Raw genomic sequence first — 21,572 nt, forward strand, 5'->3', positions numbered from 1 at the left:
GCTTTTCATTTGGCCCTGATCAGGGCGGGCCTTCAATCGTAGAAGAACAACTTTTTAGCCATGGCCGGAGAAATTTTGCTACGCCAGATGCGAGTGATTTCGCGGTTGTTTTTTGCCTGGCTCAGTTGCGCCTTGAAGCCGACAAAGCGTTGTTCAGGCTTTTTCAAGTGTCCGGCGGTGTAGGCATCGGTTGGACCGTCGAGACGTGCGTAGTGGAAGTGCGCGTACCACAGCACTTCCCTTGAGTGTTTGTCCTTGATGGCAAACTCGCTCAGAAAGTCCTTGGCCTGGGTCAGCTCGCGAGAGGTCACAGGCTCGATGTCTATCGTGTGATGAGTCCAGAGGTAATCGACTTTTTCCGGGGTAGGGGACTGCAACTTGTAGCCGGCTATCCGGTAGTCCCTGCCTTTTGTACGCATGCTCTGGGCAACGCCGACAAGTTCGTCGAGCAACGCGGTCTTCTGTGGCGAAGACTCTGTTGTTTTCTGGAGCTCGTTCACCAGGCCTTCCAGGTCCCCCGCGCTTTGGACCAGCATCGTCTCCCAGTCGGCGGGGGTCTTTTCTTCGCGTAACACGGGGTCCCGTAATACCTGAGCCATTTCCCGATCGATCAAGGCCTCTAACTTGACTCGTTGAGCCAGTAGCTTGTTAGCTGCTTCCATGATGGTTTTTACTGATCGGGTCACTGGGGCGGGTTGCCGCGGTTGCTCGACCACCTGGACATAAACGTCTTCCCCGACATGTTTGTGATAGCGCGCCACCATTTGCTTATTGAACGGGTCGTGTACCTCAATGATTTCACCTTCCTCTCCGGGACGTGGTGCCTGCAGTTCTCCGATCAAGGTGCCATGGTTGCGTGTCTTGAATATCCGTTTGGTGGTGGATTGCGGGTTCGTCAGCCTGGTGCGAGGGATGGCGACCGGCAGGTTTTCCTGCTCGAGAATCAGCTCGGCCAGGTCGGATTCTGCACCCTGGCGTGCCAGCCTGAGGTCGTCGACAAAGCGCTGTTGATAGATTGGGCGATTGAAGGCCGGGCCAAGTTCCTTCAGCATCTGGCTGGCGTCCTCTGTTTTTTGATACTGCTCGATGATGGTTTCCAGCACTGCCTGGCGCTGCTCGAAGGTGAAACCTTCGCTGGTACGCAACACAAGATGAGCCATGGCTGTGTCCTTGAGCCGCTTCAGAGGCGTTTGCGTAGAGTAGAAGTCCTCGAACGATAGCGGCGCCCGGACACTGCGGTCGACACTCAGCTCGCGCAGGATATCCAGGTCATGCAGCTTGATATTCAGCTCATTGAGCAACTCCGAGCTGTTCGCAGCTTTCAGCAGGTCGTTACGCTCTCTTGCTCCTGCGTGCGAGTCTGTCTGCATCTCATTGAGGGTTGACTCAAAGCGTCTGGTCCATTCCCGAACGTGCTCTTCAAAGGCATAGCCGTTCTCCAGTGCCTGGATGTACTTGCGGTAGGGCAGAGGATCGCCAGCGTCAAGGGCCGCTTCAAACCGGTTCGCCAAATGATCAAGGGGCTCGCCCTCAGTGCATCCGATCAGGTAGTCCTGGCTCAGCCTGATGGCATGATCCTGTACCAAAAGCTGTGTAGAGGCGATCGCGGCAAACAATTTGGCGCGTTGTATGGCGGGGGTATTGGTCTTGTTGAACTCGCTCTCCCTGCGGCTGAAATCAATCAGTTGACGGCGTGTCTGTTCGACCTCGATGGCACTTGCCTGCATCGCTTCCAGCTTGGCCAGGACTGCTGACCAGGCGCTCGCGGTCTTCGCAAGCTCCGTGACCTGGCGGGAGCGCAGGGCAGACTTTTGTATGTCGTCGGCGTGTTCAAGAAGCTTCCATATCAGCTGCAGTTTCTTGATGTGCTGCTCATGGACACTCTGGGCAATATCAACCTCACGCGCAGCCTGATGAAAATTTTCGATGCATTCTAGTTGCCTTTGTTGTGCGGGTTGTTTTTCGAGATACAGCTCCTCAAGTCGTCTCAGGTTCTCTTTCTGCAGGGCGGCGATTCTTTTCTTGGGGCCGCCACCCGTCAATTTGAGCCCCTGATCGAGCGTCCAGTGGCCTTGTCCGTTGGTTTTCAGCTTGATCCCTGGATGCCCGGATTTGGAGGGGTGAACGATGTAAACCTCACCAAAACCCGGAACGATGTTGACCTGGAACAATAGCCCTGCGATGGAGGCGTGCCATTGGTGATCGATGCGGTAGAGGCCTTTGAACGCTCCTATTTGAATGGGCTCCGGGATAACGTCAGGCCATTTGACATTGACCTCTCTGAGCCGGTCCAGCAGGCGCGTCGCCGACGAGTCGCGCGCCTGTGACCTATCGAAGTCCAGCAGGGTTGTACCACCCCCCGGTGGCTCCGAGGGCAGACCGATGGTGCCCTGCTTGACATCGGCGTGTGTGTCGAGCGGTTGGTTCGCCGGGCGACGTATCCGGTCCAGGGCCACTGCGGTTTTTTCAAGCCCCTTGAGTGCGACAGGTTCGGCGGGTGATTCGGGCTTTTGGGCGCCGTGCAACAGCAGCATCGAGATGTTCATCAGAAAATCGATCCAGGCGACTTCCCGTGTCGCGGGGTCCTGACTGTCAAGTTGCGGCAGGTCATTGAGCAAACTGCTGACCATCGAGATCATCCAGCCGACCGCCAGAATCGGGCCGCCGAGCGGCAAGGCCAGCAAGGTATTGAACAACGTCCAGCCGCCCTCCAGCAGGATTGCCCAGCGGCTTTCAGCGTCGGAGACCGAGTCGCGTTCTCCCTGGTCTACCAGGGCGCGGGCCTCGCTGCCGAACAGGTACTGCATCAGCGTTCCGTTACGCAGCGACTGCATTAACTCATCCGCACGCTCTCCGTTGGCCAGTGTCGCTGTTTTGGGCTTTTCAGGCAGGCCGAAAGGATCGAGCTGTGAGAAGTGAGTTATGTGTGGTTCGTTGAACCCGCCGTTGTCATAGATGGCGCGGGCTTTTTCCGGCAACCACGCCAGCACGCTGCGCTGTAGTGTGCCGGGCGAAGCAATGGCCGCAAACAATGCTTCGCGGGTCGGGTACTCGAGCAACGACTCTGTGTAGATCGGGCGGTAAAGCACGTGTGGGCCGGTATGGCTGTCCTCGTACTCAATGATGAACATGTTGCCGACCACATCGGCTGGCGCATCGGTTTTTCTTGAAAATGCCAGTGGGCGGATCACCACTTCTTGCCCATCGATCACCCGATCGGCATAGGTCGGGTGCATGAGTGCGCTGACGAGCTGGTAACCGCGTCGAGTCAGGCCATGCTCACGCTTGATCGAGTGTTCCAGCGCTTTCATCGGCAAAACGACTTGCAGTTCGGCGGCAAACTGACGCTGACGCCTATCGGCATCAGCGCTCCCGCTCAGCAACAGGTTTTTGATCAGCTGTGGGTAGGTTCTGCCAATGTCGACCCGAGTGATCAGGTTCGACAGGTATTCGGACGTCATCCAGTCCTGCAATGTCCCTTCGCCCGTATGGCGCAGGGTCATACGCCCCTTGGGCCTGCCGGCGAGATTTTTCAGCGCCAGGTCAGTCAGGGTCATCTTCACGCGCTCGATGTAACCGCTGCCCAGATTGCCGACGGGCACGTGAAACGTCAGCTCAAGCTCATCGGCCTTGTAAACCGGTGCAAGTGGCTGGTCCTTGAGCATCTGTTGTTGCAATGCGTTGGCGGCGAATGTCCGAATATCGTCAATGCCATCAGCCCACGACCGGCCTTTTGTCGCTTGATTGAGGCTTGCCAGTTCCAGGCTGTGTTTGCGATAGGCCAGTTGGTCGACAACGGACGCCTGCCGCAACCATTCAGGTAGCGCTGCTTGTACCAGCCTTAACTGATGGGGGCTGGCAGGTGTTATGCCGCAGAAAAGCGCGGCGGCGTCGGTTACCTCATTGAAGCGTTGTTCCAGCTCGCGCTTGTTTAGCCGCGCAGGCAACTCGAATGCTGCGATGTCCTCAAGTTGCTGGTTCAGCAGCAGGGCGGCCTGGATGTCGAAAATGTCGCCGTTGGGCTCATAGCATTTCCAGGTAATGGTCTCGACATTGAACCGCTGCGTGATCATCTTCCCCCATGCCACGCCGAAGTCCTCCATGGAGGCATAGGGCTTGATGGCTCCCGAGACACTGCACAGCAGCACTCGCGGACCTCGAACCACAAGAATGTCGGGAGCCTGGAAGGTGATGGACAGCGCCCCTTTGGTCACAGTGGTTTCAATGCAGTAGGCGTGCACTTGACCCTGGGGGGCGCTCGGGATAGCGCGCCCCTGAGCGCTTGGATGGTTTGCCAGTTGAGTGAGTATTTCTCGCTGCTCAATGTCGTCACCCGCCTGCAGGATGGTTGCGCTTCTGAGGGCGTAACGCAGTTGATCGCCCAGCCACTGCCAACGGCTAGCCCCCGTATCGGCGGGTGCATTCCAGTAGTCGGTCAACGCCTGCTGGAAGCCGATCTGAACAATAGAAGGCAGTTCCAGGAGGATGTTTTCGATGAACTGCATGTCAGGGACCAGCGGACGATGATCGTCAGCGAGGGACGCGTAGCGCACACGCGTCCCGCGTTTGCTGACGAGGTAACTGGCGCGGTCGCCTACGGTCTTTGAAAAATCGGCAGCGTCGCCGCCGGCCATGTAATTGAGTGCGACATCAACCAGCGGATTGAGGTCATAGCCTTGCAGCGCATTGGGTATAGCGACACTGATCAGTGCGATATCGGTGTCCAGTGGTGCGGTTTTTTCAGTAATCAGATCCCCCAGCATTTGCGCTACGACCGAGCGCAACGTCGGTCGAGTGGTAAATTGCGCCTGAATGGCGCGTGCCTGGATATCGACGTAGCTGGATGAAGAGGGTGAGTCGGTCTGCATTGAGAGCATCCTTGGTCATGAAGGAGAAGTACCCGCCGCCAGCGGTCGCTGGTGTTGCAGGTATCAATCCGGGTTGCCAAAAATACGCTTCCCGCCTGGTCGCTATGCAGTACAGGGTTACCACCTGTGCAGGCCTCTTTAGGTGTGGCCTGCAAACTGGCCTATCATTAGCGTTTTCCAACTGACGATTGATTGCCATGACTGCTGCTACCGACACCTTGCTGACTGTCCTTGAAACCTGCGACATGCTGGAAATCGATGGCTTACATGCCTTTGAATTCTCGCTGGACGAGGATGATCAATTGCACATCGAGTGCATGGATGGCCGTGTCGCCAAACACTGGGAGTTCAGCCCGGCTCAGGTGCAGGCGGCAGTGTTCGATCAAACCCTGCAAAGCTGGACCATCACCGGTGATTCCGGCGAGCACCGCCTGGTGTGCATGAGCGCGTTCGGCGGTGGTGACGAAGGGGATGACGAGCATGAGGATGCGTAACTTCTGGCCACTGTTGATGGCCGGCAGTGTCGGCGCGATGGGGGTGCAGGCCGCGCCCGCCGACATTCATGAGCTGCTGATCGGCACCTACACCCAGGGCCAGAGCCAGGGGATTTACCGACTCAAGTTCGACAGCCAAAGCGGTCAGCTCGATGCCGCGCCGTTGCAGGTGGTGAAGAGCGCCAACCCGTCGTGGCTAACGCTTTCCAGCGACCAGCGTCGACTGTTTGTGGTCAACGAGAACGGTCCGGGGCAAGCCGACCCGGTAGGGCGTGTCAGCAGCTTCGCCGTCGAGCCGAAAACCCATCGGCTGAGCCTGATCAGTCAGGTGCAGAGCCTGGGTAACGAGCCGACCCATTCCAGCCTGAGCGCTGACGGCAAGCACCTGTTTGTCAGTAATTATTCAGTGGCCGAAGATCCGGGCGGCAGCCTTGCGGTGTTGCCGGTGAGCAGCGATGGCAAGCTGGCGCCTCCGATCCAGCTGAGCAGTCATCCGTCGAGCCGGGTCAACCCCGAGCGGCAGTTGTCGGCTCACGTTCATTCGGTAGTGTCCTCGCCGGACGGCCAGTTTGTATTCAGCAATGACTTGGGGGCGGACAAGATCTTTATCTACCGCTATGACCCCAAGGCCAATCCGGAACGACCGCTGACCGCCGCCACGCCAGCGTCGGTCCAGTTGCCACCCGGCAGCGGGCCACGACATTTACTGTTCAGTAGCGATGGCAAGCACGCGTACCTGAGCATGGAAATGAGCGCACAAGTCGCGGTGTTCGATTATCAGGCCGGCAAACTGACCCAACGGCAGATGGTCGACCTGGCAGCCGGCAAACCCCAGGCGCAGAAAGCGGCTGCTGCGCTGCACGCGTCAGTGGATGGCAAGTTCCTCTACGTCAGCAATCGTGGCACGGCTAACGAGTTGCTGGTGTTCGCCATCGATCCGGCCAGTGGTGAACTCAAGGAGCTTCAACGGCGCTCGGTGGAGGGTGATCACCCGCGTGAATTCAGCCTCGACCCCAGTGGCAAGTTCGTGCTGATTGCCAACCAGAAGAGCAACCAGATCGTTATCATCGAGCGTGATGTGAAGACCGGTTTGCTGGGCAAAACCGTGCAAAAACTGCCGTTCGATGCCCCCAGCGATATCCGCTTCTTCCTGCGTCAATAAGCCGCAGGCCCCGTACGCCGGGGCTTGCGCGGTTCTATTAATCTGAGTGATATCCGCTACTGCTACAAAAGATTTCAAGAGCGCCAACCCTCGGGCGTAAGTTTGCTTCACGGCCTAAACAGGCAAGCAAGCCAACTGAATCTACGAGGGTTACCGTCATGAACTTCAATCTCTTCTCCGTGATCGCCGCTTCCGCCATCTCAGCCACCGTTGCTCTGCCAGCCAGTGCCAGTGTCGAGATCAACTCGAAAAGATCCGGCACCCAGGCCTATACCCAGAAATACCTGCAACAAAGCGCCAACTTCTACGCCGCGCTGGATCACAAGATCCAACACTGAGATTCAAGCCCTGCCGACTTTATGCAGGAGCGAAGTCACTTGATCCGATCGGCGATTCTTTCGCCGGAAAGACCAGAGTGATGTCGCTTCTGCATAAAGCATTTGCGACTCCACACCCCAATCAGCACAAATACCGCGTGTAATATCACATGGCCATGTGTTTAAATTTGACGCTAATTTATTGACTCAATCTTTTCCAAGGATCGACGACATGGCGATGCGTCTGGCTGTGGTGCTGCTGTTTCTCTATTCCACTCCAATTCTCTCGGCTGCCCAGCCGGTCGACGGTGAGCCTGAAGTCGCGCGCGAGCGCTTGTTGAGCTTGTTGCAGGACTGAAAAACGTCGGATTTTCGATCAATTAAACTGATAGCTACTATGCATAAAGGTCGCTATTCATAGCCGGTTATTTGATTGATTCTGTGGGCACTGAAACATGCCCACGGAGAATCCCATGGCCAGCGCAATCCTTTCCTCTGCCAGGCACGGTGCTTACGTCGCCATCGGTTTATACGTGGCCATGGTTCTGGTGGTCAGCCTCTCGGCGCAATCGCAACACATCGTAGAAGCGCCGATCCAGGTCGCCTATCCCGCCATCCAGTTTGAGCATCGCGCACAGAACTTCGGCGTTGAACACTCAGACGTCGCAGGAGCGGTGCGAGCATGAAAGGGCGCAGACTTTGGGTGATTGCCTTCCTGGCATTCATGACCAACGGATCTTCACTGCTCGGTATCGGTCAGGGCTCGGCGGGTTCGCTGGCACGGGCCATCGAGTGCAACCACAACATCGCCCACAACATCCAGACCGCCAAGGCGCTGGGGTTGCTGGCGGGTAATCCGCCCGCCAAACCCAAAGCAGTGGTTCTGGGGCCGTTTCAGATTGATTGCTCGGCGCTGAAAATGTGCAGCGCACTGGCATAATCAAATGTGGGAGCGAGCTTGCTCGCGATAGCGGTATGACAGTCGATATCAATGTTGAGTGTCAGTCAGTCATCGCGAGCAAGCTCGCTCCCACACTGGGCCTTCGCCATGACCGCGGTAAAAAGGTCTGACTCCAGAATCCCTTGAAGCCACGCCTGAAGATGCCGATAAGGCGTCTGCGCAAACCACTCGCGGTCGACATGCGCGAACTGGCGTATGAACGGCGCGAGGGCGACGTCCGCCAGGCTCAAATGATCGGCGACCAGATAAGTCCGCTGTTGCAGCAACTCATCCAGGTTACGCAAAAACACTTCACCCTCGGCGCGGTAATGCTCCATGGGGTATTCCGGGTAGCGCTCAGCGTATTTGTAGCGATTGAGGTGCAGCTTGAACACCTGATCGTTTGCTTCGATCAGCGCCGCGCCCCGTTGTTGCGCCGCAGGATCGTCCTTGAGCAGCCAGTCCTGTGGGTCGTTCTGTTCCAGCGCCCACTGCATGATTTCCAGGCTTTGCTCAATCACCCGACCTTCAAGGCTCAGCACTGGCACGGTGCCCTTGCCCGACAGCGCGAGCATCTCTGGCGGCTTGGCCTTGAGGCTGACTTCGACGATATTCAGCCCTACTGCGCTGTAACGCAGCGCCATGCGTGCGCGCATGGCGTAGGGGCAGCGACGGAAGGAGTAGAGCGTCGGCGTGCTCATTTGACCTCCAGCGTACTCAGGCCATTGCCTTGGCGGCGAACCTGGATCTGCACGGGGATTCGCTCATGCATTTCCTGTACGTGGGAGATCACCCCGACTTTGCGCCCTTGTGCCTGTAGGCCATCAAGGGCGTCCATCGCCAATTGCAGCGACTCCGGATCGAGGCTGCCGAAACCTTCATCAATGAACAGCGACTCGATTTTCAGTGTGCTCGACGCCATCGAGGCCAGGCCCAGCGCGAGTGCCAGCGATACCAGGAAGGTTTCGCCGCCCGACAGCGAATGCACTGAACGCAGTTCATCGCCCATTTCCGTGTCCATCACCAGCAAACCGAGCATGCTGCCGCCGCGCTTGAGCCGGTAGCGGCGCACCAGTTGGCGCAATTGGGCGTTGGCGTGATGCACCAGCAAATCGAGGTTGTAGGCCTGGGCGATCTTGCGGAAAGTGTCGCCGGTGGCCGAACCGATCAGGGCATTCAGCCGCGCCCAGCGCTGCCACTCGTTGTAGGCATCGCTAATACGTTGTGCCAGCGCCTGATTGGCGTCCTGACGGCGTTGATCTTCAGCTTGTTGCGCACGCAATTCAGCGCAGAGCTGTTCGCTGATACCGAACTGGTTTTGCAGCTCGCTGAGGGCGCTGGCCAGTTGCTCTGCGTCGAGGTTGCCGTTGTGTTGCGCCTGATGGCTGTTCAGTCGTTGTTCGCGTTCCTGCAACAGGACCTTGGCTTGCTCGATGGCTTTTTCGCTCAGCTGAAGCTGTTGGCGCAGCTGACTGACCTGCTCATCGCTGAATGCCAGTAACTGCTCCAGACCACCGTCATCCAGTTCCGGATGAAGGGCGCGCCACTCGGCAATCTTGCTGCTCAGCTCAAGGCTTTCCGCTTCCAGCGTTTGCTGGCGTTGTTGCTCGGCCTTGAGCTCGGCGGCCAACTGAATCTGCTGGTTGCGGACTTCTTGCAGCTCCTGATTGGCCATTGCTTCAGCTTGTCGGGCCTGCTCGACGGCCTGATCCAGTTGCTGTTGCCACTGCTCGGCACTTGGCTGGTCGCCCAGCAGTTCGGCGAGCTTCTGTTGGGCGGCGTGTTGCTGCTCGGTCAGTGCGGTGAATTGCTGTTGCGCGGCTTCCAATTGCTGCACACGGGTCAGTTGCCGGTCCTGTTCTTTCTCCAGGTTTTGCTGGCGCTGCTGTTGCTCGCCGAGTTCTTCGCGTTGCCGCTCCAGTTGTTCCAGGCGCTGGGCGACCTGTTGATCAAGCTGCATGAAGGTCGCGGCGGGCTCGTTGCGCAAACCGTCGAGGATCGCAGTCGGGAGCAAAGTGCTGAACGCTGCGAGCTCTTCTTCCAGGCGCAGGCGATCGTTGCTCAACTCGCGCTGCTGGATCGCCAGTTGCTGGGCGGCCTGTTGACTGGCCTGGTCGGCCGCTTGCAGCTGTTGCTGAAGGCGTGCAGCGTCTTGCTGTAAGGTGAGCAGGGCGCTTTGTCGTTGTTCGTCCTGAGCGATGTTCTGAGTCAACTGAGCACTTTGCTGACTCAGCCAGGTGTCGCGTTTGCCGGCGTCTTGCGCCAGTAACTGGGCGGCCAGCGGATGAGCCTCAAGGCTCGGTGTCAGGCTCTGCTGCTGGGCCTCCAGCTGTTCCTGTTGTTGCAGCAATTCCTTTTGTTGAGCAATCAGCCCGCCGACGTCGGTGCGTAGGTCTGCGAGTTTTTCCTTCAGTGCATCAACGGCTTTTTGCGCGTTGGCCTGTTCACCTTCGTCGTGACGACCAAGGCTTTGCAGCAATACTTCAGGCTGATGATAAGGATGCTCGACGCTGCCGCAGACCGGGCACGGCTGATCGTCCTGCAACTGCCTGCGCAACTCTTCGACACTGGCACTGCGCGCCAGGCGCTGACGCTCCAGCAGTTCCTGAGTGACCTTCAGGGTTTGCTCGGCGACGGTCAACTCGGCCTTGGCCTGAACGCCTTCGCGGGTCAGGCGTTCGCGTTCTGTCTGGGTGGTTTGCAGGCGTTGTTGCAGTGCCTGCGCACGCTGGTCCAGCTCCTGCTGGCGGGTCCATAACCGCGCCAGTTCTTCGAAAGCGCGTTGCTGCTTGCGGTTGTCTTGCAGCAGGCTGCCGAGGATCTGGATCTGTTCAGCAACGGCTTCGGGTTCAGCGCCGGCTTCGCTGTAGAGCAACTCCAGACTTTTGCGTTGAGTGCCGAGTTGGGTGGCGGTGTCGGCAGCCCGTTGTTCCAGTTCGAGCAACTCGGTTTGGCCTTTTTTCAGGCGATTACCCACCAACATCAGTTGCTGCAATCGCTCGCGGTAGGCGTTCCAGGCGTCACTGACGGGAGCCAGTTGGATGCTCTGTTCCAGTTGCATCGCAATCGTCGCCAGGCGTTCGGCAACCTGCTGTTGCTGTTCGAGCATTCGCGCGATGGCTTGCTGGCCTTCAGTACTGGCCTTTTCAGCGTTGTGCTTGAGTTCGGCCGAAACGTTGATGGCCTGGGTCAGGCGAGCGAGGTTGCTCTGTTCTTCGAACGCCTGACGCAGCCGCGGGGCGTTGCTGCTGTGTAGGCCTTGAGCCTGGGTCAGCGCGGATTTTGCGGATTCCAGGCTGGTTTCGAGTTGCACCTGACGGTTTTGCAGCTCGCTTTGTTGTTGGCTGTGTTGCTGAATCAACGCGGCCAACGGGCTCAGTTGCGCGCTCAGCTCGGTTTGCCGGGCAAACTGATGCCGTTGCGGTGCCAGCTGTTCCAGGCGTGCCAGGTTCAGCCGTTCGCCGGTCTGGGCGTCCCACGACTGTTGGGCCTGTTGCAGCTGTTCAGCCGCAGCCAGTTGCTGGTCCTGCAACTGGTGCAGCTCTTTGAGCCAGGTGTGTTGCAGCTCAAGCTGCTTGAGTTGCGCTTGTTGGGTTTTGAGCTGTTGCTGGGCGTCGTTGAAGCGCTGATCGAGTTCGGCGCGGGCCTCGGGCTCAAGCGGTGTGATGCCAGTGGCCTGGTCCTGCAGCAGCTTGTGGGCCTCGCGGGTTTCTTTGCTTTTGTCGAAAGCGCGTTTGCCCAGGCGCGTGTAGAGCGCGGTGTCGGTGAGTTTTTCCAGCAGCTCGCTGCGATCGTTGTCATCGGCCTTGAGGAAGGCACTGAACTCGCTTTGGGCCAGCATCACTGCGCGAGTGAACTGCTCGAAATTCAGGCCCAACACGGCCTCAAGCTGAGTTTTATATTCGCCTTTCTGGCTGGCCAGCAGCTGATCGGTGTCGAGGTCGCGCAGGCTTTGGCGGCTGGCTTGCAGCTTGCCGTTGGCTTTTTCGCGGGCGCGATTGGCTTCCCAGCGTGCACGGTAGCGACGACCGTCGATGCCGACAAAGTCGACCTCGGCATAGCCATCACCGGTGCCGCGACGCAGCAAGGTACGCGGGTCGCCGGTGGCAATCTCGCCATCGGCGTCCGGCACTTTGGCGTCACGTCCGGTGTTGTTGAGGCGTGGTACTGCGCCAAACAGCGCCAGGCACAGCGCATCGAGCAAGGTGCTTTTGCCGGCACCGGTCGGCCCGGTAATCGCGAACAGGCCGGAGCTGGCCAACGGTTCGGCGGTGAAGTCGATTTCAAACGGTCCCGCCAGCGAGGCGAGGTTTTTCAGGCGGATTGCGAGAATTTTCATGGCTGTTCGCTCTCCTGCTGAACGTCTTGCAACAGCTGCGCAAAGTCCTTGAGTGTCTGTTCGTCGACGGCGCTGCCGTAGTTGTCCAGCCAGGCGCGGCTGAACAATTCCTGCGGAGTGAGCTGATCCAGTTCAATCAATTGGCCATTGTCGTCTGTGCCGTCTTGACCGCCGGAGCCTGCGTATTCGGCGGCAATTCGCACCAGCCGCACGGCTTTGCCTTGCAGGGCTGTTTCGATCTGTTGACGCAGGTCCGGCTGCGGTTCATCGAGGCGCACGCGGACTTCGAGCCACGGCTGGCGCTGGAGGTCGGCCAGTAGATCGATGTTCGGCAGGTCCGCCAACTGCGTCAGGATTTCGCTGAGTGGAGCCGGACCGAGGCGTTGCAGGTTGACCGCACGGGGGATCAACCGCGGCTCGACACTGAGCAGTGTCTCTCCATCGAGCGTGATATCGAGAATCTGATGCTGATAGCTGATCTCGGAAAACGACAGTGGAATCGGCGAGCCGCTGTAGCGAATGCGCTCCTCGCCATTGACCTTCTGCGGCTTGTGCAAATGACCGAGGGCAACGTAGCTGATGCTCGGCCCGAACAGGCTGGCGGGCAGGGCCTCGGCATTGCCAATGATCAGGCTGCGCTCGGAGTCCTCGGACACAGAACCGCCGGCCATGTGCGCGTGACTGATAGCGATCAGCGCCTGACCGGGTTGGCGTTTGGCATTGGCTGCTTCAATCAGCCATTCATGCACCTGACCGATGCCGCGCAGGTAGTTGTCGCCCAGATGGGCGCCGGTGACTTCGGCAGGGCGCAGAAAGGGCAGCGCCAGGCACCAGCCGGCGATTTCACCCGAGGCATCGGGCAGCGGAATCAGCAGGCGCTCTGCGTCCAGTTGGCCGTCATCGAGCCACAACACCCGACCCAGCGCGTGAGTGCGCAAACGCCGCATCAGCGGCGCGGGCAATTCGATTCGCGAGCCGGAGTCGTGGTTGCCGGCAATCATCACGATAGTCAGCGACGGCTGCTGTTCGTGCGCGCTGACGATGAAGTCGTAGAGGCGTTCCTGGGCTTTGACCGGCGGGTTGACCGTGTCGAAGATGTCGCCGGCGATCAGCAGCACATCGGGCTTTTCCAGCCCCAGCTGACGCAACAGCCAGTCAAGGAAACAACCGTGCTCGAAATCGCGTTCCTGGCCATGCAGGTTCTGCCCAAGGTGCCAGTCGGAGGTGTGAAACAGACGCAAGGCGATCTCCGCAAGAAATAAGGTAATGGCCATGAGGGAAAGGATGGCGACTAAAGGAGAGGGAGTTTACTGGCAAACGACCAAGGTTGCTGAATGCCTTAAAGATCACCTGAACCAGATCTGCCGCTCGCATAGCGACAGTCGCTGGGTTTGGCCGTGGAGCGTTTGTATAGCCGGAGTAGTCGATGGGAAAACGGACGAGTGGCTATGTCGACCTGTTAGTTCTGACAGTATCCACAATGATTGGCAGGGGGTTTAATTGTTCCTGAGCATGGTGCCTTGCAGAGCAAGAGCGACGCGATACGCGATTCTCCAATCGGAAGGAGAAAACAGGGTCGCTTCAAAAGAGCTGAAGTCGTAATGGCAGTAGATGTGATCCGAAGAGTATCGAACTTTGCAACGACCAAATGAAGTGGAGAAACCCATGTCACAGAATCGTCCGAATACTATCAGCAGAAGCAACACTGTGCGTCACGGCCACGTTTTTTCCCCCGCATCCCGGGCCTATTTTGCCTGGCAGGCAGGCGAACTGGATGAAGGGGCACTGAACCAGCGAGAGTCTGGTAAATTTTTCCCCCAAACCTCTGGCGGCTTGTCCGATGCTTACGCCAGAGAAGATGTGGCTAATGCCGCACCACCTCCGGACGGAAAAATCGCTAGCGCGAATCAGGCCACCGGCAAAAAACTGGACGACCCCGGCGACCACTGGCAAAAACATGAAGTGCGAAGCAGCGAAACATTGGATGTCTCTTGGCATTTCACCGCCAACCACGTTACGCGGCGCTGGAACTATTTCATGACGAAAGAGGGATGGGATCCCAGCAAGGTACTGTCTCGCGATCAATTCGAAGCAGAGCCCTTTTACACGGTGCAAATTAATCTGAAGCCGTATTGGGAACATTCAGCGGACATGAAGCCGCCTTCACCTACCACGCATGAGGTCCCGCTGCCCAAGAGGGAGGGATACCATGTGTTATTGGCTGTTTGGGAAGTTGCCGATACCATGAATGCGTTCTATCAGGTGGTGGATCTTTCTTTTGTGCCTTCCGAAGGTGGAGGTGAACGTCCCACCACGCCGACCGGGCTGACCGCCAGCAATGTAACCGACAAGCAGGCGGCTTTGACGTGGAATGCGGCAACCGGCCCTTCTCGCATCGCCTTCTATCGTCTTACGCGGAATGGGATCACCACTGTCGATATTGAGGCGCCGCTACTGACCTGGATCGATTACGGCGTGGCGCCTGAAACCCTTTACAACTACTTCATTAGCGCGGTCGATGAACACGGCAATATTTCTGCGCCAAGTCGGGCCATTGAGGTGCGTACGTTGCCAGTAGGTGGCGAGGACGGGGCACCCGGCGCTCCGATGAATCTGCATGGCATGGGCCAGACGGCGCAAAGTGTCAGCCTGATGTGGGGGGCATCCACCGGCGCGGCGCCGATTGTGAACTACCTGATCTTCCGTGACGATCACGAAGTCAAATCCGTGATCGGAAATCAGACCTCCGTTGACGATACCGGCCTGACGCCCGATACCGAATACCGTTACTTTGTAAAAGCGCTCGACCTGAACGGTAAGCTGTCGTTACCCAGTAATGCCCTGAGCGTCAAAACCCTGGGTGGAGGGGGGCAGTTTCCGGCGTGGAAGCTGAATACGCAGTATGCAAAAAACGCACTGGTCAGCCATGACAATCAGAACTGGTGTTGCATTCAGGCACATACTTCGTACGTGGAAGATTGGGCGCCGGGAGTGGGCGACAATGTACTTTGGGTCAAACAATCTTGACCCGGCCACTGGCGCATTCATCTTGAGCCTGATTGCTTCAGGCTGACGCAAAGCGAGCGGCTGACCGTTGTGGTGGCTGCTCGTGAGCGCTGACGATGAAATCGTAGAGGCGTTCCTGGAGTTTGATCGGGGGATATGATCACACCGGACCTGTGGCGAGGGAGCAAGCTTGCGCTCGGCCGCGAAGCGGTCGTAATCCGGCAGCTGCGTTCCATCTGAATAGCAGCATATCGGGCTTTTCCAGGCTCAGCTGACGCAACAGCCAGTAAAGGAAACAACCGTGCTCGAAGTCGCGTTCCTGGCCATGCAGGTTCTGCCCAAGGTGCCAGTCGGAGGTGTGAAACAGACGCAAGGCGTACTCCGCGAAATGTAAGGTGATGGCCGCGGGAAAAATGATAGCGGCGAAAGGGGAGGGAGTTTACTGGCAAAAGGTCGGGAATGCAGAAAGGCAGAAAAGATCGCAGCCTTTGGCAGCTCCTACGGGATGTACACCATTCCCCCGTAGGAGCTGCCGAAGGCTGCGATTTTTTGCTCTACTTGGGATAAAGCGGCGGCAAACCACTGTCGCCGACCGGGTCGTGGACCCGTTCGGCGATCGGGATGGCGCGGATCGCGCGCCACAGGTCTTCGCCTTGCCAGTACTGCCCGGCTTCGCTGTAAAGCGCGCCGTTCAGTCCGTCCAGCGCGTCGGAAAGCGGCACGAAGCGGGCGGCCATGTCGGCGAGGGTTTCTGGCTGTTGGCGAGCCCAGGCGTCGAGTGCCTGGCGGGTGGCTTGAGGGTCGTTGGCCTGGCAGGCGCGCTTGAGGTCGTCAAGCAGGGTGCGCGGGCTCGGACCGGTTTGCGCGACGCGCAGAAGCGCTGGTTGCCAACGTGCACGCCACCAGAGACCGAAGCCGAGCAGGGTGGTGCAGGCAAGGATCAAGGTGCTGAGTTTCCAGTACCAGAGCTCTTCGCTGTCAGCCGTTACGGCAAGCGGCGCATTGCCCACCGGGGTGTCGACCGCAAGGTTAGGGTTGTTGACCACGTGCAGGGTTCGGGCCGGGAGACTGCTGCGCTCCAGATGATCTTCATGGGTGTTCCACCAGATCACTTCCACGGGGGATAGCTCGATTTGCCCGGTGCGGGTCGGCACCAGTGCCTCGCGGTCTTCACGGCTGCCGATCAGCCCGCGCTCGCTGTGCTGATTGCTCAGTTGCGGTTGGTCGGGGTAACGGCGCAGGCCGTTGGCGTCAGTGATGGGCAGGGGGGGCAGTTGTGAACTGGCCAGGCCTTCGGCTTTCAGGGTCAGGCTACGGGTCAGAGAGTCGCCGACCTGAATCCGGTCCGGCTCCGGGCTCCAGCTTTCACTGAGGCTCAGGCTGCGCGCGGGTAGCCAGGGAATATCGGCCGGGTAGCCGGCCGGTTTGGCATTGACCGTCAGGATCATTTCGGCGGAACTTACGCGAATCAGCTTGCCCTGTTTCGGGCTTTGGGGCGCGGGTGCCTGCGTGGGTTGTGCGTCCACCAGCGTAGCGCTGAACACTTGCGCCGGGATCGTCAGCACGCCGCTGTGTTGTGGGTAGATCGCATAGCGCAGCTCGATCACGCCGTGGCGCAGACCATTGATGACCTTCTCGTACGTGCGTGGCTCGCCCAGCTGTTCGACGCGACCATCGGAAATTTGCAGCGGGGTGACGTTGCTGTCGTCAAACAGCGACACCGAGTGATAGATGCGCAAGGTCAGAATAGCCTGAGCCTGAACGTATACCGTGTCCTGATCGAGACTGGCTTCGATGAACACCGGCGCCAATGTGTTCGGGCTGTTTTGAGTAGCGCTTTCGACCACTTGCAGGCTGATCGGTTGGCTTTTGTAATCACCGAGCTGAAGGGACGGGATGACGATCGTGCCGTTCTGCCGGGGCAGCAGGGTGATGATCCAGCGAGTGGTGGCGTGGCTGTCGCCGCCCAGGGTCGTGAGCTGGTTGACCTGGCGGGTGCCGCGAACCTCGAACAGTGGCTCCAGTGCGCTCAGGTCCGGTCTGCCGAACTGCGTGACATCGCTGGATTCGAGAGTCAGCTCGACCGTCTCGCCGGAGTTCACGCGGCTGCGATCGACGCTGGCAACCAACCCTTCAGCCTGGGCGCCAACGGTCCAGAGAAAAAGGCTGAGCAATAAGGCGGTGAAGCGGGTCATCGAGTTTTTCCCTGATCCTGATGTTGTTGCTGTTCGTACCAGAATTTACGTCTAAGCAGTTCGCCCGGTTCATCCGGGATTTTACGCAGCCATTGCTCCAGGGCCTGCCGTTGCTCGCCGTCGAAGTTGGCGTCGGCGTTGCGGATCGGCGGTGTGGTGTGTTGTTCGTCGCCCAACTCACTGCCCGGCACTTCATTATTGCCCGGTTGTGGCGGGCTGTCGGTATTGCTTTCGCTGTTGGCTTCAGTGCTCGGTTGCGCGGTTTGAGCATCGGTCTTCTGCTCGTCGCTGGTCGAGGGCTGTGTCGTCGCACCCGGAGGTGGGGGTTGCTGAGTCTGCGGGTTCTCTTCGCCGTCGGTCTTTTCCGCTTCGCTGGGCGGTGTGGGGCCCTTCTGTTTGATCAGCGCTTCTACCAGTGCTTTGTTGGTCAACGCCGGACGTAAATCAGGTTGCAGTTCAAGGGCCTGCTCATAGGCGTCGACGGCAGCTTCCAGTTCACCGCTTTTAGCCAGGGCGTTGCCGCGATTGTAGTGCGCGCCGGCGTCGTTGCCTTCGGCGAAGCGCTCGGCGGCAGCGGCGTATTCACCGGCTTCATAGAGCGCGACCCCTTGCCACTGCGGATCCTTGAAATGCTTTGCGGCTTCGGCGGGCTGTTGCTGCTTGAGTAACTGCTGACCTTGTTGGTCCGGACGCAGCCAAAGATCGTTGAACTCGAAGGCGTAACTCGGTTGCGGCAGCATGAACAGCAGTGGCAGGCAGAGCAGCCAGCCGCGGCGTGCCGCGCAGGCCGTGAGCAACAACAGTGGCAGCAACAGCCAGTAGCCCTGATCGGCCCAGGTATCCAGACGCAGCGTCTGGCCATCGTTGCGCAAGCCATGTGGGCTATCGAACAGCCCGAGACTGCGCAGGTCGCTGTCGTCCAGCCGTGCTTGTCGGTAACGTCCGTCCATGTCGCTGGCAAAGGCTTTCAGGCTCGGCCCGTCGAGACGCGGCACGAGAATCGCACCCTGCGCGTCCTTGAGGAAACTGCCGTGTTCGTCGGTGACCGGTGCGCCTTGCGGGGTGCCGACGCCGAGCATCAACCACTCCGGTGCCTGACCGCTGAGGGCTTGACGAATACCCTGGCGCTCCTGTTCGGTGAGGGCCGAACCGATCAGCAGAATCCGCCCCTGGCCGAGGGCGCCACGGTTGAGCAGTGTCAGCGCCTTGGTCACGGCCAGATCAGCGCGATGACCCGCCTGAGGCATGATCGACGGTTTGAGCGCGTCCAGCAGATTACGGCTGGTGGACAGGTCGTCGGAGAGCGGCACCAGGGTGTGCGCACTGCCGGCATAGACGACGATGGCGGTTTGCGCATCGCTGCGGGCTTGCAACAGATCGAGCAGTTTGCGTCGGGCCTGCTCGAGGCGCGTCGGCAGCACGTCGGTGGCGAGCATTTCCGGCGTCAGTTCAAGGAGCACCACCAACGGGTCGGCGGGTTTCTGCGCGAACTGTTCAACCCGTTCCCAGCCAGGCCCCAGCAGGGCCAATAGCGCCAGAACCCAGGCCAGGCCCAGGGCGATCCATGGCAACTTGCTTTCACGGCCACTGCCACCACTGAGCAGTGCGGCATGGAAGGCCGGCGGCAAGATCATCTGCCAGCGACCCGCGCGTTTTTGCCGGTGCCAGAGTTGCCACAGCAACCAGCCCAATAGCGGCAACAGCAACAACCACCAGGGACGGAACCAATGCGGCCAGAGTTCGATCATCGACGCCTCCGCAGACGCAGGCGTTTAAGCCGCTGGTGCCAGTCAGGGCGCTGTTGCAGAAAATGCGACTGGGTGAAAAAACGTTGCAGCGGGTTGTCTGGCCAGCGCGCGCGGATGACCAGCAAGATGCTCATCAGTAGCGCGGCGGCCAGCGGCCAGCTGTACAGTGCTTGCGCCGGGCGGGCCTGGGTCGGTTGTTGAGTCACGGGTTCCAGTTGATCGAGGGTTTCCTTGATCGCCTGCAGTTCTGCGCCATCGCGGGCGCGAAAGTAACGTCCTCCGGTGGCTTGCGCGATGGCTTTCAGGGCCGGTTCATCGAGGTCCATGGTCGGGTTGCCGGCCAGAAAAGCCAGAGGACCGCCTTGCTCCGGATCGGCACCGATGCCGATCGGGTAGATTTTCACCCCTTCTTCGGCGGCCAGTCGCGCGGCGGTCAGTGGATCGATTTCGCCGCCATTGTTGGCACCGTCGGTGACCAGGATCAGTACGCGGCTGTGTGCCGGGCGTTGGCGCAAGCGTTTCAGGGCAAGGCCGATGGCGTCGCCTATGGCGGTGTTCTTGCCGGCGATGCCGATCCGCGCTTCGTCGAGCCAGATACGCACGGTGTGCCGGTCGAAGGTCAGCGGGGCTTGCAGATAGGCCTGGCTGCCGAACAGGATCAGGCCGACGCGATCGCCATCGCGTTTTTCGAGGAAGTCACCGAGCAAATGCTTGACCAGCGTCAGGCGGCTGACGTCTTCGTCCTGCCATTGCATGTCGGGGAAGTCCATGGAGCCTGACACGTCGACGGCCACCAGCAGGTCGCGTCCACTGGCGGCAATCGGCAGCGGTTCGCCGAGCCATTGCGGGCGGGCGGCGGCGATCAACAGCAGCAGCCAGAGCAGGATAAGCGGCGCTTGCTGGCGCCAGGCCGGCAGGTTGGCGCGGGCGCGACGCCGGACCAGGCCTTCAAGATCGGTCAGAAAGCTGACGTTGAGCGCCGGTTCGCCGCTGTCGGCGACTGGCAGCACAATCCGCATCAGCCACGGCAGCGGCAACAGGGCGAAGATCCACGGCCAGGCGAACTCAAACATGTTTGCGAATCCAGGTGTCGACAGCTTGTGTCAGGCCGGCGATAGCCTTGTCGTCGAGTTTGCACTCCGGCTTGTAGGCGCCTTCAACCAGGATCATCCAGCGGGTCAGGCCGGCAGCCGGACAGCGGTTGTCGAGAAACGCCAGCCATTTACGACCATTAAGGGTGTGGCTCTGACTGTAGGGGTAATGGTTGCGGCACAGGCGCTTGAGCAATCCGTTGAGTTGTTGCAACCAGGCGCCGGCCGGTGCGCCGTCATACGGCTTGGGCATTTGTGCCAATTCAGCCAGCGCAGCCAATCGCACCGGATCCAGCGGCTGTTCGGCGCGCACAGCGGAGTGCTTGACGGGAATAAAACGGCGCAGTTGCCACAGGCCGAAACCGATCAGTGGCAACAGCACCAGCAGCAACCACCAGCCCGGTGCCGGCGGCCAGAAGTCGATGGGAGGCGGGGTCATCAATGGTTGCAGTTGCTCGAGGCTACTCATTTGCTTTTACCCGGACGTTGCGGGTTCAGGTATTCACGCAGTTGTTCGACCATCGTGCTTTGAGTGCTAAGGGGCATTAGCAGGACACGCAGTTTCTGTGCCAGCAGTTCCCAGCGGGCGATGCGCGCTTCGGCCTGGGCGCGATAGGTTTGGCGCAGGTCGACGTTCAGCGTATCGAGTTCAAGTTGTGCCCCGCGCTCGGCGAAACGCAGCAAACCGGCAGCGGGCAGGGCGTGGTCGAGCGGATCGGAGAGTGGCAGCAACAGCAAATCACAGTGCCGTGACAGCAGGCTCAACTGTTGCTCGGCACCCTCGGACAAGGCGCGCTCGTCGCAGATCACGATCACCAGGCTTCCCGGACGCAGTACCTCGCGGGCGCGGCGCAGGGCCATGCTCAGGCCGTCGCGATCGGGCTCTCTTTCGGTGTTGAGAGTCTGGTTGACGCGCACCAAACGGTTGAGCAATTGCAGCAGGCTTTGCTTGCTGCGTCGGGGTTTGATTTCGTAGTGCTCGTTGTCACCGTACACCAGCCCGCCCACACGGTCGTTATGCCCCAGCGCAGCCCAGCCAATCAGGCTCGCGGCTTGTGCGGCCAAGACTGATTTAAACATCAGCCCCGAGCCGAAAAACAAGCGGCGACTCTGCTCGACCATGATGAAAATCGGCCGCTCGCGCTCTTCGTGAAACAGTTTGGTATGCGGCTCCTGGGTGCGTGCGGTGACGCGCCAGTCGATGGTCCGCACATCGTCGCCGGCCTGATAGACCCGCACCTGATCGAAGTCCACGCCACGCCCGCGCAGCTTGGAGTGGTGCAGGCCAATCAACGGGCTGCGCTGGCTCGGCGTGGAAAACAACTGCACTTCGCGCACGCGATGGCGCATCTCGATCAGCTCGGAGAGGCTGACGCGGATACCCGGTTCGGGCGCAAGCGGTGTGCTCATGA

General features: G+C 59.5%; 16 protein-coding genes and 1 pseudogene. 7 read left to right on the forward strand and 10 right to left on the reverse strand.

The window, feature by feature from the left end; genetic code table 11:
• Positions 1 to 32: 32 nt before the first annotated feature.
• Complete coding sequence (locus BK659_RS07255) at positions 33 to 4,868, reverse strand: dermonecrotic toxin domain-containing protein (RefSeq protein ID WP_123424411.1); 4,836 nt, start codon at positions 4,866 to 4,868, stop codon at positions 33 to 35.
• Positions 4,869 to 5,065: 197 nt separating this feature from the next.
• Between BK659_RS07255 and BK659_RS07260 the strand changes: the two genes are divergently transcribed.
• From BK659_RS07260 to BK659_RS07280, 6 genes are all read left to right on the forward strand, one after another.
• The gene (locus BK659_RS07260; protein WP_123424412.1) at positions 5,066 to 5,362 is read left to right on the forward strand and encodes a DUF5629 family protein; all 297 of its coding nucleotides are present in this window, start codon (positions 5,066 to 5,068) and stop codon (positions 5,360 to 5,362) included.
• Entirely contained in the window at positions 5,349 to 6,524 is a 1,176-nt protein-coding gene (locus BK659_RS07265; RefSeq protein ID WP_123424413.1) for a lactonase family protein, read from the forward strand. Before BK659_RS07260 ends, BK659_RS07265 begins: the two co-directional genes overlap by 14 nt.
• Positions 6,525 to 6,682: 158 nt before the next feature.
• Positions 6,683 to 6,862, forward strand: coding sequence for a hypothetical protein (locus tag BK659_RS07270; RefSeq protein WP_123424414.1), 180 nt, complete (start codon positions 6,683 to 6,685; stop codon positions 6,860 to 6,862).
• A gap of 211 nt (positions 6,863 to 7,073) precedes the next feature.
• The gene (locus tag BK659_RS27900; protein WP_259740217.1) at positions 7,074 to 7,199 is read left to right on the forward strand and encodes a hypothetical protein; all 126 of its coding nucleotides are present in this window, start codon (positions 7,074 to 7,076) and stop codon (positions 7,197 to 7,199) included.
• A 115-nt stretch (positions 7,200 to 7,314) separates the two neighbouring features.
• A complete protein-coding gene (locus tag BK659_RS07275) occupies positions 7,315 to 7,527 on the forward strand; it encodes a hypothetical protein (protein WP_123424415.1) in 213 nt (70 codons plus the stop codon).
• Positions 7,524 to 7,781 carry a hypothetical protein gene (locus BK659_RS07280; protein ID WP_123424416.1) on the forward strand — a complete coding sequence of 86 codons (258 nt, stop codon included), beginning with the start codon at positions 7,524 to 7,526 and terminating at the stop codon, positions 7,779 to 7,781. The genes BK659_RS07275 and BK659_RS07280 overlap by 4 nt, the downstream gene beginning before the upstream one ends.
• Positions 7,782 to 7,846: 65 nt before the next feature.
• On the opposite strand, the gene BK659_RS07285 is transcribed toward BK659_RS07280, so the two are convergent.
• The 3 genes from BK659_RS07285 to BK659_RS07295 are packed head-to-tail and all read right to left on the reverse strand — an operon-like array spanning position 7,847 to position 13,361.
• Positions 7,847 to 8,482 carry a glutathione S-transferase gene (locus BK659_RS07285; RefSeq protein ID WP_123424417.1) on the reverse strand — a complete coding sequence of 212 codons (636 nt, stop codon included), beginning with the start codon at positions 8,480 to 8,482 and terminating at the stop codon, positions 7,847 to 7,849.
• Positions 8,479 to 12,120 (reverse strand): AAA family ATPase, encoded by a 3,642-nt coding sequence (locus BK659_RS07290; RefSeq protein WP_123424418.1) that lies wholly within the window; start codon positions 12,118 to 12,120, stop codon positions 8,479 to 8,481. Before BK659_RS07290 ends, BK659_RS07285 begins: the two co-directional genes overlap by 4 nt.
• Positions 12,117 to 13,361 carry an exonuclease SbcCD subunit D C-terminal domain-containing protein gene (locus BK659_RS07295; RefSeq protein WP_123424880.1) on the reverse strand — a complete coding sequence of 415 codons (1,245 nt, stop codon included), beginning with the start codon at positions 13,359 to 13,361 and terminating at the stop codon, positions 12,117 to 12,119. The genes BK659_RS07290 and BK659_RS07295 overlap by 4 nt, the downstream gene beginning before the upstream one ends.
• A gap of 424 nt (positions 13,362 to 13,785) precedes the next feature.
• Between BK659_RS07295 and BK659_RS07300 the strand changes: the two genes are divergently transcribed.
• Positions 13,786 to 15,147: a lytic polysaccharide monooxygenase gene (locus BK659_RS07300; RefSeq protein ID WP_123424419.1), complete on the forward strand. Its 1,362-nt coding sequence runs from the start codon at positions 13,786 to 13,788 to the stop codon at positions 15,145 to 15,147.
• 243 nt (positions 15,148 to 15,390) lie between these two features.
• Here BK659_RS07300 and BK659_RS28260 read toward each other — a convergent pair.
• From BK659_RS28260 to BK659_RS07330, 6 genes and pseudogenes are all read right to left on the reverse strand, one after another.
• A pseudogene (locus BK659_RS28260) lies at positions 15,391 to 15,499 on the reverse strand (hypothetical protein); the annotation flags it as partial.
• A 181-nt stretch (positions 15,500 to 15,680) separates the two neighbouring features.
• The gene (locus BK659_RS07310) at positions 15,681 to 17,321 is read right to left on the reverse strand and encodes a BatD family protein (protein ID WP_123424420.1); all 1,641 of its coding nucleotides are present in this window, start codon (positions 17,319 to 17,321) and stop codon (positions 15,681 to 15,683) included.
• Positions 17,318 to 19,069 carry a VWA domain-containing protein gene (locus tag BK659_RS07315; RefSeq protein ID WP_123424421.1) on the reverse strand — a complete coding sequence of 584 codons (1,752 nt, stop codon included), beginning with the start codon at positions 19,067 to 19,069 and terminating at the stop codon, positions 17,318 to 17,320. The genes BK659_RS07310 and BK659_RS07315 overlap by 4 nt, the downstream gene beginning before the upstream one ends.
• Entirely contained in the window at positions 19,066 to 20,142 is a 1,077-nt protein-coding gene (locus BK659_RS07320) for a vWA domain-containing protein (protein WP_123424422.1), read from the reverse strand. Before BK659_RS07320 ends, BK659_RS07315 begins: the two co-directional genes overlap by 4 nt.
• Positions 20,135 to 20,629: a DUF4381 domain-containing protein gene (locus BK659_RS07325; RefSeq protein ID WP_123424423.1), complete on the reverse strand. Its 495-nt coding sequence runs from the start codon at positions 20,627 to 20,629 to the stop codon at positions 20,135 to 20,137. The genes BK659_RS07320 and BK659_RS07325 overlap by 8 nt, the downstream gene beginning before the upstream one ends.
• A complete protein-coding gene (locus BK659_RS07330; RefSeq protein ID WP_123424424.1) occupies positions 20,626 to 21,570 on the reverse strand; it encodes a DUF58 domain-containing protein in 945 nt (314 codons plus the stop codon). Before BK659_RS07330 ends, BK659_RS07325 begins: the two co-directional genes overlap by 4 nt.
• Positions 21,571 to 21,572 lie beyond the last annotated feature (2 nt).

The sequence above is a fragment of the Pseudomonas brassicacearum genome (genome assembly GCF_003732225.1).
GTDB classification, from domain to species: Bacteria; Pseudomonadota; Gammaproteobacteria; order Pseudomonadales; family Pseudomonadaceae; genus Aquipseudomonas; species Aquipseudomonas brassicacearum_E.

Excerpts from the sequence above, each read along its gene's own strand:
- BK659_RS07330 (WP_123424424.1), bottom strand. The coding sequence starts at position 21,570 with ATGAGCACACCGCTTGCGCCCGAACCGGGTATCCGCGTCAGCCTCTCC.
- BK659_RS07300 (WP_123424419.1), top strand. The coding sequence starts at position 13,786 with ATGTCACAGAATCGTCCGAATACTATCAGCAGAAGCAACACTGTGCGT.
- BK659_RS27900 (WP_259740217.1), top strand. The coding sequence starts at position 7,074 with ATGGCGATGCGTCTGGCTGTGGTGCTGCTGTTTCTCTATTCCACTCCA.
- BK659_RS07320 (WP_123424422.1), bottom strand. The coding sequence starts at position 20,142 with ATGTTTGAGTTCGCCTGGCCGTGGATCTTCGCCCTGTTGCCGCTGCCG.
- BK659_RS07325 (WP_123424423.1), bottom strand. The coding sequence starts at position 20,629 with ATGAGTAGCCTCGAGCAACTGCAACCATTGATGACCCCGCCTCCCATC.
- BK659_RS07270 (WP_123424414.1), top strand. The coding sequence starts at position 6,683 with ATGAACTTCAATCTCTTCTCCGTGATCGCCGCTTCCGCCATCTCAGCC.
- BK659_RS07255 (WP_123424411.1), bottom strand. The coding sequence starts at position 4,868 with ATGCAGACCGACTCACCCTCTTCATCCAGCTACGTCGATATCCAGGCA.
- BK659_RS07275 (WP_123424415.1), top strand. The coding sequence starts at position 7,315 with ATGGCCAGCGCAATCCTTTCCTCTGCCAGGCACGGTGCTTACGTCGCC.
- BK659_RS07265 (WP_123424413.1), top strand. The coding sequence starts at position 5,349 with ATGAGGATGCGTAACTTCTGGCCACTGTTGATGGCCGGCAGTGTCGGC.
- BK659_RS07285 (WP_123424417.1), bottom strand. The coding sequence starts at position 8,482 with ATGAGCACGCCGACGCTCTACTCCTTCCGTCGCTGCCCCTACGCCATG.
- BK659_RS07315 (WP_123424421.1), bottom strand. The coding sequence starts at position 19,069 with ATGATCGAACTCTGGCCGCATTGGTTCCGTCCCTGGTGGTTGTTGCTG.
- BK659_RS07290 (WP_123424418.1), bottom strand. The coding sequence starts at position 12,120 with ATGAAAATTCTCGCAATCCGCCTGAAAAACCTCGCCTCGCTGGCGGGA.
- BK659_RS07310 (WP_123424420.1), bottom strand. The coding sequence starts at position 17,321 with ATGACCCGCTTCACCGCCTTATTGCTCAGCCTTTTTCTCTGGACCGTT.
- BK659_RS07280 (WP_123424416.1), top strand. The coding sequence starts at position 7,524 with ATGAAAGGGCGCAGACTTTGGGTGATTGCCTTCCTGGCATTCATGACC.
- BK659_RS07260 (WP_123424412.1), top strand. The coding sequence starts at position 5,066 with ATGACTGCTGCTACCGACACCTTGCTGACTGTCCTTGAAACCTGCGAC.